7 protein-coding genes are annotated in these 12,954 nt (G+C 37.3%); 6 read left to right on the top strand and 1 reads right to left on the bottom strand.

Features of this window, described 5'->3' with window-relative positions; translation table 11 throughout:
- Positions 1 to 88: 88 nt before the first annotated feature.
- From AsAng_RS18835 to AsAng_RS18845, 3 genes are all read left to right on the top strand, one after another.
- Entirely contained in the window at positions 89 to 1,339 is a 1,251-nt protein-coding gene (locus AsAng_RS18835) for an FtsX-like permease family protein (RefSeq protein WP_264788641.1), read from the top strand.
- A gap of 26 nt (positions 1,340 to 1,365) precedes the next feature.
- Positions 1,366 to 1,749 carry a hypothetical protein gene (locus AsAng_RS18840; RefSeq protein WP_264788642.1) on the top strand — a complete coding sequence of 128 codons (384 nt, stop codon included), beginning with the start codon at positions 1,366 to 1,368 and terminating at the stop codon, positions 1,747 to 1,749.
- A gap of 149 nt (positions 1,750 to 1,898) precedes the next feature.
- Positions 1,899 to 3,638: an ABC transporter ATP-binding protein gene (locus tag AsAng_RS18845; RefSeq protein ID WP_264788643.1), complete on the top strand. Its 1,740-nt coding sequence runs from the start codon at positions 1,899 to 1,901 to the stop codon at positions 3,636 to 3,638.
- A 40-nt stretch (positions 3,639 to 3,678) separates the two neighbouring features.
- On the opposite strand, the gene AsAng_RS18850 is transcribed toward AsAng_RS18845, so the two are convergent.
- Positions 3,679 to 4,143, bottom strand: a complete 465-nt coding sequence (locus AsAng_RS18850; RefSeq protein WP_264788644.1) for a hypothetical protein — start codon at positions 4,141 to 4,143, stop codon at positions 3,679 to 3,681.
- Positions 4,144 to 4,775: 632 nt separating this feature from the next.
- Between AsAng_RS18850 and AsAng_RS18855 the strand changes: the two genes are divergently transcribed.
- The 3 genes from AsAng_RS18855 to AsAng_RS18865 all read left to right on the top strand — a co-directional run bounded on the left by AsAng_RS18855 (position 4,776) and on the right by AsAng_RS18865 (position 12,891).
- Positions 4,776 to 7,217: a hypothetical protein gene (locus AsAng_RS18855; protein WP_264788645.1), complete on the top strand. Its 2,442-nt coding sequence runs from the start codon at positions 4,776 to 4,778 to the stop codon at positions 7,215 to 7,217.
- Positions 7,218 to 7,610: 393 nt separating this feature from the next.
- The gene (locus AsAng_RS18860) at positions 7,611 to 9,839 is read left to right on the top strand and encodes a hypothetical protein (protein ID WP_264788646.1); all 2,229 of its coding nucleotides are present in this window, start codon (positions 7,611 to 7,613) and stop codon (positions 9,837 to 9,839) included.
- Positions 9,840 to 9,927: 88 nt separating this feature from the next.
- Entirely contained in the window at positions 9,928 to 12,891 is a 2,964-nt protein-coding gene (locus AsAng_RS18865; protein WP_264788647.1) for a hypothetical protein, read from the top strand.
- Positions 12,892 to 12,954: the final 63 nt, after the last annotated feature.

Below are 12,954 nucleotides of genomic sequence, written 5' to 3' on the forward strand. Positions count from 1 at the left end.
AAACATATAAGCAACTAAGCAAAAGTAATTCTGCTTAGTTGCTTAGGAATGTAGTCGCTTGCTACATTCCTAATGTAATTTTGTGACTATGAATCTACCTTTCAAGTTTGCCAGACGCTATGTTTTCTCCAAGAAATCAACCAATGCGATCAATATTATATCAGGGATTGCTGTTTTTGGGATAGCCATAGGAAGTATGGCATTGATTATAATCATGTCTGTATTTAATGGTTTTGAGAGCTTATTGGGTGGTTTTATTGGCAACTTTAAACCCGATGTAAAAATCACTACTGTCGAGGGAAAGGTCTTTGTTCCCGATAGTAGCTTGATCCATCAAATTCGTTTATTGGACGGGGTTACGGCTGTTTCTCAGACGCTAGAAGAAATTGCACTGCTAGAATATGATGGAATTCAAAACATTGCCAATTTAAAAGGAGTAGATCATAATTATACACAAGTAACAGCAATTGACACCTGCCTAAAAAAAAACCACCAATATCAAGTTTATGATTCGCTCAGTCAGGTTAACTATGCTGTTGTAGGCGCTAATTTAGAATATGCCCTCAATATCTCCGTAGGGCAAGCTTTCAATCGTCCTATTACTGTTTATATGCCCAAACGAACGGGTAGAATGTCAACAAACCCAACCAAAAAGCCGTTCAAAAAACGCAAGGTTTACCCTGCTGCAATCTACGCCATTCAACAATCGGAGTACGACGATTATGCCATTACAAATTTGCCCTTTGTTCAAGATATTACTTCTTATAAATCGGGTGAAATTTCAGCACTAGAACTCAAACTTAACAACACTATAGATGAAGCGATTACACTAGAATCGATCCGACAAATAATGGGCGATCAATTTCTTGTCCAAAATCGCTATCAGCAAGATGAAGCTTTATACAACATTACCCAATTAGAAAAATATGTTGCTTACCTTATTTTTGCCTTTACGCTTGTTTTAGTTGCTTTTAATATGGTTGGAGCTTTGTGGATGCTTGTTTTAGACAAGAAGAAAGATATTTCGACCCTAAAAGCAATGGGGGCAACCAATCAACTGGTGCGTCAAATTTTTATTGCAGAGGGCTTTTTACTCTCTTTTCTAGGTTTGTCTCTGGGCTGCTTTATGGCAATTGTACTTTGTTATTTACAACAAAAATATGGCTTGGTTCAACTGAGTGGTGGATCTGGTGATTTTATTATAGATGCCTACCCTGTTGAAATGCGATTGGGGGATTTTATTGTTGTTATTCTTACCGTTTTGGGAATTGGAACGAGTGCCGCTTGGATTCCAGCTCAAAGAGCTAGTAAAATAGGGAACGTATTAAGGAAGGGATAAGCTAGTATTCATTTAAAATTAGCACTATGAATCCAGAATTATTAGACTTTGACACTCCTCAGCAGCCAAACACTTTTGAACGATTGCTTGCTTTTATCCAAGCCGTTCCGCTCTATCAAAAGGTCTTAGCGATTCTGCTCTTTGCTTTAGGAGATGCACTTATTATCTTTTTTAAAGCCTCCAAACCTTTTGAATGGATAGAAATCGCTCAAGTTTGGGGAGGCTTACTCCTACTCATTGTTTTTTTTAGCAGTCTTTTAAAAGCTTTTTTGTTGGGAATTAATTTTTTATACCAAAAAATAACTGGAAAGACCAGCCAATTAACAGCCCTAAACAGTTCTAGTATTACCTTAATGGTAGCTTTTTTAAGCTTCATCACCTTACTCATTCTAGCCTACTTTATTGATTAGTCATTCCCTCTTTTTCAACTATTGCCCTGATTTTCAGCAAAAACAACGTCTACCATAACCTTTCTTTTAATAAAAGTGCCTTGGTGCTAAACAAAATAGGAGCAAAAGTTATTTAGTGAGAAGTAAGATTCATTCCTAAAAAAACAATCATGAGCGAAAGAAAAAATGTTAGTTTTAGTTGGGCGTTAAGAACGATTGTTTGGCCCCGCAGAAAAACCATAGCAATTGGTTTAGTCCTAATTGTCATTAGCCGATTAGCCAGTTTAGTATTGCCTTGGGCCAGTAAATATTTGATGGATGAAGTCATTGTCCACAAAGATATTGATCTATTAAAGTATCTTTTGGCAGGAGTAACCTTAGCCATTTTGGTTCAAGCGATTACTTCTTTTTTACTGACCAAAATATTAAGTATTGAAGCACAGCACCTCATTGCCAAATTTAGAGCAAGAGTTCAACGAAAAATTCTATCTCTTCCCATTAGCTTTTTTGACAACAACAAATCAGGAGCCTTAGTTTCTCGAATTATGAACGATGTAGAAGGGGTGAGAAATTTAGTTGGTACAGGCTTGGTTCAACTTGTAGGTGGAACCTTTACGGCGATTGTTTCTTTTGTCTTATTGATACAAATTAATGCCACCATGACATTTTTTGTCTTGGTTCCAATATCTATTTTTGCGGTTATCGCCCTAAAAGCCTTTGGGTATATTCGTCCTATATTCCGAACCCGTGGCAAAATCAGTGCTGAAGTAACAGGTCGGCTAACAGAAACCCTCAATGGAGTACGAGTCATCAAGGGATTCAACGCCGAAACACAAGAAAATAAAACCTTTGAAGATGGCGTAGAACGTCTATTTGAAAACATCAAAAAAAGCATGACCTCAACAGCCTTGGTTACTAGCTCGGCAACCTTTTTATTGGGGCTAACCACCACGGGTATCATGGGAATTGGAGGGTATTTAATGATCCAAGATCAAATGACTTTTGGTGATTTTCTATCTTTTACCCTCTATTTGGGCTTAATGATCTCGCCAATTGTACAAATGAGCAATATTGGCAGTCAGTTGACAGAGGCTTTAGCGGGCTTAGATCGAACAGAGGAAATTATGAAAATGGCAGAAGAGGATAACCCTGAAGTTCGCAACATTCATACCGATACAATCGATGGGGAAATTGTTTTTGATGACATTCATTTTTCATACGAAGAAAGCAAAGAAGTATTGCATGGTATTAATTTTTCTGCTGCCGCAGGTTCGGTCACGGCTCTAGTGGGTTCCTCTGGTTCTGGTAAATCTACCATAGCTAGTTTAGCTGCTTCTTTTTTAAATCCTTCTTCGGGAACCATTACCATTGATGGGCACAATTTGGCTCAGGTAAATCTAAAAAGTTACCGTCAACATCTAGGGGTGGTGCTCCAAGACGATTTTTTATTTGAAGGAACCATCCGAGAGAATATTCTCTTTCCTAGACCCAATGCCAGTGAAGAAGAGCTACAAGCAGCCGTCAAAAATGCCTATGTCAATGAATTTACCGATCGTTTTGAAGAGGGCTTAGAAACGGTTATTGGCGAGCGAGGTGTCAAATTATCAGGTGGACAAAAACAACGCATTTCCATTGCTAGAGCATTGTTGGCAGATCCTCAAATTATCATTTTGGACGAAGCAACCTCTAATCTCGATACCGAAAGTGAGGTCTTGATTCAAAAAAGTTTGGATGTGCTGATGAAAAATAGAACCACCTTTGTTATTGCCCATCGTCTAAGCACCATTCGTCAAGCAGATCAAATACTAGTAATCGAAAATGGAAAAATCAAAGAGCGAGGCAATCACGATGAGTTAATTGCCAAACAAGGACGTTATTATGAGTTGTTCACTTACCAAAGCAGGATTTAATACACAGTACATTTAAACATAGGGCGCTTTGGTTCTAATTTTATGCCCCAATTGAATTTTTGACTTTGTCTTGTTCTACTTGGCGGGTAACGTCATCTTCTGAAATGATAAATTCTTGCTTTTTGATCATTAACTTCCACCAAGTTTTAGTTTTTATCAAATTTCCTGCATGTTTTTCAAGACGATAACAAAGTTCAATATTGGGCTCTTCTTTATCATTTATAATCCGACTCAATTTTGTATAATGAATGGCTAAATCTTTTGCTATTTCACGCCTTGGCTTTTTGAGGATACGAATGTACTCTTCGAGGTATTTTCCAAACGTTTTTTCAAAAGAAAAACCATCCTCTTTTAAATAATCCTCTATAAGAAAACGCAAGCGCATGACATCAGCTAAAATTCTATCTTCTTCAGAAGTCTCTTTTAGCTTTTTCATCCGCAAAATGCTAATTTTGTCCTGCACTTCTTTTGCTTTTTTTTCAGATAGTTCAGCAGGAATCAACATAGCGTCTACTATTTCCTCTTTGGTATATTTTTCCTTAACGCTTGATATATTTTTTCGTATTTCATGTTACAAATATTTGTCGATATCAAAATGTACACTCATTAAAAATAGACCTTTTTTAGATAGTATCCAACATAAAGCACATCGATTGATTTACTCAGCCGAACTAATACGTAAATACCTTTAGCGTACGAAAGAATTCATAACAATACTTTCTACATCAGAAGATTTAGGGAATCCTTATTCTTCAACAATCACTTTTGTTTTTAGAATATTATGGAATACGCTCGTAATTTCTTATATATGTAACTGAATTCCTTAAGGAAGTGTTAATTTTTTTGTTTACGAATTTTATACTTGTATAAAATTGGGTCCTACACCCTGCTTTTTTTTACAAAAGCAAGTAAAACCTCCCCCCAAAAAATAACTTTTACTCATAACATTTTTCGTCTCTAAAAACACATTATTTAACCAACATACTATTTCTTTGAAATGTCTTTTGGAACCCAAAAGAATTGAAGTTGTTTAAGAATGGAATTGCATTAAAAATAGTACTCATTTAGAATATTAGCTTATTTTTATACAACTCCATGGTATGCAAAACCATTTCATAGATGCTAAAAACAAAAAGTATGAGACAGAACTTACGTTATTTACTATGCCTAATAATAGGTATAGGTATCTTGCTACCCACAGCAGATGCACAGCTAGTTAACTATGAAGAAACTTGGCAGGAATTTCTAAAAAACCCCAAGACTTCTGCGATTAGTAAATTGACAGAGCCTAGCAAAGATCAAGTGGCCAATTATCTTAAGTATTGCTTGATGTATGCCAACTCTCATTTCTGTGCAGATGACTTAACCAATTCTGAGAAAATGATGCGAGAAGTTGCTGCAATTAGCTCAGATGCGCATGCCAAGATTCCTGGTTTTGCAGAAAAATATGCTGACTTAAAGGTCAAAATTTCGGCTTATAAAGCTTGTGGAAAACTATGGATTCGCTTTACAGAAGGGGAAGCAGTAGATATTGCTGAATTGGAAAAAGAGGCCGTAAAAGATGCCAAAAAGGTCTGCGAAAAGGGAACGCTTTGCAAGTATTTCTACATGACTTCTATGCATTATTACTGCCAAGGTGACCTAAAAAAATCTAGAGGGCATTTTGAAAATCGGGTTCAAAAATTGGTGGATAAAACGTCTTTTGAGCCTTCTGATGTACAAGGAATGGAGGAACGGGTTAAAATGATGAAAAAACTTTGGGCTGGAATTGACAAATTAGATCCTGCTTGGGCTAAATTAATTGAGACCGACCAATCTCCTGGTTTTGATACAGAACTGCCTTTGATTGAGTGCTACTCCATTCCCAATATGAAGGAATATATCCTAAGAGCAAGCGCTGATCTTTGTACGGTTGGGGATGAAATGTTAAAAAAAATCAAGGCGCTACAAAAAACCAATACTCACTCGATTCCTTCTGATGTCGCTGATAAAATCGAATGGTTAGAAAAGGCTGTTACAGAAAACAACAACGGCTTGGCTACCCTAAACAAAGCTTGGAAAAAATTCTTGCCTGAAAGCAAACCTAGTGGGATCGACTATGGGCATGAATTTGTTTGTGATCGTGCCGCAGAGGTCAAAGCCTATATTATGGATGGCTTCGCAGATCCTTGTGGAGGTGGCAAAACTGCTTTGGACAAAATTGAGGAAATTAAAAAAGAACACAACCCTTCTTTGGATACTGAAACAATGACTAAACTCAAGCAACTAAAAGCTAGAGTTAATAAGGAAGCTGAAAATCTAGCAAAACTCAATGAAGCTTGGGAAGATTTTGTACCTGATGATAAAGTAAAAGGTAAATTAGATTTTGTATTTGAATATTGCGATAAAGAAGCTCAAATCAAGGCCTATGTCATTGATGGTACGGTTAATTTCTGCGAAAAGGGCAAACAGCGTTTGGAGGATATTGCAGCACTACGGGATAGTGATGCTCCTGAATTAGCCGATGTCGTTCTTAAAAAAATAGACAATCTACAGGCTAAACAAGATGAGGCGGACCAAGATTTAGCAGATTTAAATGCCGCTTGGACCTTGTATATAGAAACGGACAACGTCATGAAATGGGAAGAGGGTTACCCATCCAAGGACAGTGGAACGGTTAGAGATAATATCCGTTTGGTAAAATTCTACTGCGATAAAATTGCTCAAACCAAATCTTGGGTCATAAAAGGGCAATTGGATCCTTGCGAAAAGGGAGAACCTTATTTGAAAAAAATTGAAAAACTAAAAGCAGATCATAGCCTAAGTTATGATAAAGAATTAGCTTGCCAGATTAGCCGTTTGCGCAACAAAGTTTATCAATGTAAATATTGGACTTTGGTGCTTAAAGCTTGGAAAATTACACACGAAGAATGTGAGCGTTTTGGTCCTGCTTCTTCCAAAATTATGTATGAAGACCTAAACTCTGAAGAATCGCCTTGTGAAACTAGAGTCTCTTATAAACAACTTGGAAAAATTGGGATTCAATACACGATTACGACTATTCTTTGTCAGAAAATCAACTTGGCGCAGATGGGCGATCCTGAGTATTATAAAAAAATTGCTACTTGGGTAAATACAGAAGTATTAACTAAATATTGTAATACCACCAATTGGCGATGCAAAAAAGATTTCTTCATTTACCTAGAGGGTCATACCGATGGGCATCGATTTAGTGGTGCTACTTATGACAAATCCTTGGATGTCCCAGAAGGAACGCCTTATACGCATTTTATTGGCAAACCTAACGGTGCAGGAGCCGATACGCTCCAAAAAGAAACACGTAACATCACTTCTCAATTAAAATCAAATATGGAATTGGGAATTGCTAGAGCTTGGACAGTCAAGCAACAATTGGATTTTATGAAGGTTCCGATTACCATTGGCGCTTACGAGCATCCTTCAGATGAAAAGGATAAAGATTATCGCCGTATCGAGATCGAACTAAATATTACCAACCTAATGTTGGATTTTTATGAAAAGACCTTAAAAGAGTTGGTAGATGAATCGGGAATTGGGGATCGTCCTCGATTGGGCTGTTAGCTTTAATTCTTCCCTTTTTACACAATAATACTAAGAACGTTCATGTTAACTTTATGTTGATGTGGACGTTCTGCATTTGGATTCATAATCATTTACTTGGAGACAAATTTAAGTCCTAGCGTTTGGAAACAATTGCCCAACTCTTCTTTTTTTGGGTTGGTTATTGCATAGAGTTAAGAAGTATCGTTCCTTGACAAGTCGTGTACACTATTAAACAACCCAATCCTCTTATTACTACTTTTGTTAAAAATTACAGGTAGTAAATCGTTAAAGCTTACCCTTTGTTATAGTTCGTCACACGATTTATCAAAGAACTAGAAGTATTATTAGACAACTTCGTTAATTACCTTAATTTTACAACACACTAGACTATTTTACAATACTATTATAACTATGAACTTGAACAAACATTTTTTATTCTATCTCTGCTTGGGTTTTGCTTTTTTGATGCCTAGTATTGTACAGGCGCAACTCGTCAATATGGAAGAAACTTGGCAAGAGTTTTTGAGCAATAAAAAAACAGCCAATATTTCTGAGTTAAGAAAGCCTGAAAAATCACAACCTGCCAACTACATCAAGTATTCGTTAATCTATGCCAACACTTATTTTTGTGGTGATAACATAGAGGGTGCAGATGAAATGATGCGAGAAATTGAATCCATGGGCAAAACGGTCTGGGATAGAGTTCCTGGCTTTGAAGAACGTTATCTTGGCTTAAAAGAAAACATCAAGGCTTATAAGGCTTTGGACCCTGTTTGGGAAAAATTCTTGAACAATAAAACCAGTGTTTCTAAGGAGGATGTAGAAGCCTTTCCCGAAGCCAAAAAGATTTGTGAACGTGGTACTTTGTGCAAGTATTTTTACATGATTTCACACGATTATTTTTGCAACAAAAACTTGGACAAAGCTAGAGAAGTTTTTGATAGTCGCATTCGAAAATTAGTAGCTACAACCTTCAATCCTAAAGATATAGAAGGCTTGGGGGATGAAGTGGAGCGCATGACTCAATTTTGGGATGGAATGGATGAATTAACACCTGCTTGGGAAGCCTATATGGAAACCGACATTTCGCCAGGAATGGATGCAGAATTACCCATTATTGGTTGTTATGTGATTCCTAATATGAAGGCTTGTATCCTAAAAGCTACCTATGACATTTGTGGGGTTGGCGAAAAAATGTTGGCAAAATTAAAAGACCTTCAGGATAAGAGCAATGATCCAATCCCTTCTGAAATCATTGAAAAAATGGAATTGATAGAAGAAGAAGTACGGGTTATTAAAAAGGACTTGGCGGTTTTGAATACCTACTGGAAAAAATTCACCAAAACGAATAAATTACCAACTGGGGTAACCTACAAATATGTATTTGCTTGTGATCGAGAAGCAGAGGTCAAAGCTTATTTAATGGATGGCTTAATTGACCCTTGTATGAATGGAGCCAAAGCTTTGGAAAATATTTCTAAAGTACGAAAAACACACAAACCTGCCCTAGGAAAAGTGACCTTAGAAAAATTAAAAGAGCTAAAAGCTTTGGTCAAAGTTGAAAGCGGCGATGTTACCATTTTAAATGAGGCATGGGAGGATTTCTTGCCTGATAATAAGTTATCAGACAGCTATGATTTGTCGTTCCAATATTGTGATAAACTCGCAGAAATTAAAGCCTTTATTATTGATGGAACAGTTAATATCTGTGAAAAAGGAGAACAACGTCTGGACGACATTGAAAATGTACTGGACGAAAATGAGGTGGAAGTAGATGCCGAAACACAACGTAAATTGGATGCGTTGCAAGAACAATCTGGAAAACTGTCTGCTAAACAAAATGTTCTGAACAAAGCTTGGGATTTTCTATTGGCTAATAATAAGGTCAGTGACGACTTCGAATACGATTATGAGTTTAGTTGCGATAGAGAATTGGAAGTTAAAGCTTATTTATTGGATGGTTATACCAATCCTTGTTTGAGCGGCAAATATGGCTTGGCAGAAGTGGAAAAGGTCATGGCTAAATACAATCCTAAATTGAGCGATGAAACCTTGGCGCAAATCAAAAAATTAAAGAGTCGATTGGCAAATGAAGGGGGCAATGTCAAGACACTAACCAAAGCTTGGGAAGATTTTGTGCCAGATAATAAGCTATCGGGCGAGATTAATTTTATATTTGACTATTGTGATAAAATTGCAGAATGCCGTGCTTATATTATTGATGGCACTATCAATTTCTGTGCCCGTGGCAAAGAGCGTCTAGAAGATATTTATCAATTGCAAGAAGATTATCTCTTGACCTTAGATCAAACGATGGAAGATAAATTGGAAACCTTGCACAAGATGGTTGAACAAGGCAAACCTAGTGTCGAAGAACTGGACAAAGCTTGGGAAATTTGTATTAGCATGGATCACTTTGTAAAAGTCGATCGCAGCAAAATTCAATTGGCGGATGTGTATTGCGATCCTATTTCTAAAACAAAGGCTTGGGTCATGAAAGGGCTTCTAAATCCTTGTAAAGAAGGTGATGGTTATCTGTCTAAAATTGACTATCTAAAACAAAAAGAGGCTGTGGTTTATGGCGAAGAGTTGGATTATCAAGTGGAGTTGCTGCGAGTGAATGTAGGTAAGTGCAAGTAGATTTTTTGATTTGAACATTATTGGGTTTGAAGATGAGCCAATGCTGCTCATCTTCAAATTGAATACTATTAATAAATACGATAAAACTATGAATGTAAATCGACCTTTCTCATTCCTATTCCTTTTGGGAGTAACCTTATTGTTACCCCATTTTGCCCAAGCACAATTGGTCAATATGGAAGAAACATGGCGAGAGTTTTTGGGCAATCAAAAGACCTCTAATGTCTCCAAATTAGTAAAGCCTGAAAAATCACAGCCCGCCAACTATATTAAGTATTGTCTGATGTATGCCAACTCTTATTTTTGTGCCGATAATATTCCAAGTGCCGATAAGATGATGCGAGAAATTACCACCATCAATCCAGAGGTACAAGCTAAGGTTCCAGGTTTTAAGGAACGCTATGAAGGAATGAAGGTCAAAATCAAAGCGTATAAAGATTTGGTTCCTGTATGGCAACGTTTCTTAGCAGATAAAGGTAGCATAACTAGAAAGGATATTGCTGCTGTTCCTGAAGCAAAAAAGGTCTGTGAAAAAGGAACGTTGTGCAAGTTCTTTTATATGACAGCACATGCTTATTATTGTGAGGCTAACTTAGAAGATGCTCGGCATCATTTTGAAAATCGAGTGCTTAAGCTTGCCAAAACAAGTTTTGATCCTAAAAATGTAGCTGGTCTAAATGAAGAAATTGAAATGATGAAACTTGTTTGGGCTGGGATTGATGAATTAACTCCTGTTTGGTCCAAATTTATTGAAACGGATCAATCTCCTGGTTTTGAGACAGAAATTCCTGTTATTGCATGTTATACGGTTCCTAATATAAAAGTTTGTTTACTGAGAGCTGCTGCTGATTTTTGTGGTACAGGTGCTGAAATGTTAGAAAAAATCAAAGCCTTACAAGCCAGTATGTCTCACGATGTTCCAGGTGATGTCGCCGATAAAATTGCATGGTTAGAGGCTGCGGTTAATAAGAGCAATAAAGAGTTAGCAAATCTCAATAACATTTGGGATAAATTTACCCCAAAAGAGCAATTACCCAATGGTGCTACCTATGCGCACATTTTTGTTTGTGATCGTTTGGCGGAAGTAAAAGCTTATTTGATGGATGGTTTAAGCAATCCTTGTACAGCAGGGGAAGCTGCCCTAGACAGCATTGCTAGAATTCGCAAAGACCATAAACCCAGCTTAGACGATGTTTGTACTTCTAAATTAAAAAAACTAAAAAGCTTGGTCAATAATGAAGCCGCAGCTATTGCTAAACTAAATAAAGCTTGGGAAGATTTTTTGCCTGACCATAAACTATCTAATCCTGCTGATTTTGGCTTTGAATATTGTGATAAAACGGCTTTAACAAAAGCCTATACTATGGATGGCATTCTGAATATTTGCGATCGTGGTCAACAACGTTTGGACGATATTGAAACGGTTCGTGCAGAATACACCCCAAGCTTAGATGCTAAAACTACTGAAAAAATTGACTTTCTCCAGAAAGAAGTGGAGCGTCTCAACCAAGAGGCCGCAGATTTAAAGAAGGCTTGGCAATATTTGGTAGACAATGACAAAGTAAACACTGCCCTTCAATACAAACATGAATTTATTTGTGATCGAGAGGCAGAAGTACAGTCTTATCTTTTAGATGGTTTAACCGATCCTTGTGCTAGTGGAAAAGATGCTTTGGCTGAAATTGAAAAAGTCATGAGTGCACATAATCCAACGCTAAGTTCTACGACCTTAGCACAGCTTAATAAATTAAAAAATAGCGTTAAAAACGAAACCAATAATTTGGCAGCACTCAACAAAACTTGGAAAGACTTTGTGCCTGATGATAAATTGTCTGCTCCTTTGGATATTGCCTTTGAATATTGCGATAAAATTGCGCAAATTCGTGCTTATATCATTGATGGTACCGTCAATTTTTGTGCTCAATCGGAACAACGCCTAGCAGATGCCCTTGAGTTAAAAACAAGCTTTTCTTTGTCATTGGATGCTACTACGCAAAGCAAATTGGATCAGTTGGACAAAAAGGTAAAACAAGCCGCAAAAGATTTGGAAGATTTGGGAGCAGCTTGGACGCTTTATACGCAAACAGATACCCTCACGTCTTGGCCAGAGGGCTATCCTGATCCTGATACCCTTGTTCGTGATCAAATTCGTTTGGTGGATTTTTATTGTGACAAAATTGCGCAAACCAAATCTTGGGCCATCAAAGGCTTGTTGGACCCTTGCGAAAAAGGAGATGCTTACCTCGCCAAAATTAATGCCCTAAAAACCAAACATGGGCTTTCTTATGACAACGACTTAGCTTGTCAAGTACATCGCCTAAAAGGCAAAGTTTACCAATGTAAGTACTGGACTTTAGTTCGTGAAGCTCGACGAGTAACGCATCTGGAACGTGAAACATTTGGTCCTAAATCTGCTCAGATCATGTATGGCGAGCTCAATTCGGACAAACAGCCTTGTGAAACGACGGTTGTTTATGAACCATTGGGCTATATTGGGGTGCGTTATACCGTTGCTCCTCACCTTTGTCAAAAAACCAATTTGGCTAAAATGGGAGATCCCGAATATTACAAAAAAATTGCGTCTTGGGTAGACGATGAAGTATTGAGTAAATACTGTGAATCGAATATGCGTTGCAAAGAGGATTTCTTTATTTATTTGGAAGGACATACGGATGGCTATCGTTTTTCGGGGCGCAAATACGATCAATCTTTAGACATTCCTCAAGGAACTCCTTATACGCATTTTTTGGGTGATAAAGATGGAACGGTTGATACGTTACAAAAAGAAACTCGACATATTACACGAGAGCTAAAATCAAATATGGAATTGGGAATTGCTCGTGCTTGGACAGTCAAAGCTCAGTTGGATTTTATGAATGTTCCCATTACAATTGGGGCTTATGAACACCCTGAGACTGAAAAAGGGGGAGAATTCCGAAAAATTGATATTGAATTAAATATTACTAATTTGCTGCTTGATTTTTATGAAAAAACACTCAATCGTTTGGTCAAAGAGTCGGGCATTGGAAAACGACCAGCTAGAGGCTGCTAAGTGCTCTCTAACAATTTGATCTTAACTTTTATTTTGAAGGCGCAATGAAATAACTTACATTGC

Source organism: Aureispira anguillae (genome assembly GCF_026000115.1).
Lineage (GTDB): Bacteria > Bacteroidota > Bacteroidia > Chitinophagales > Saprospiraceae > Aureispira > Aureispira anguillae.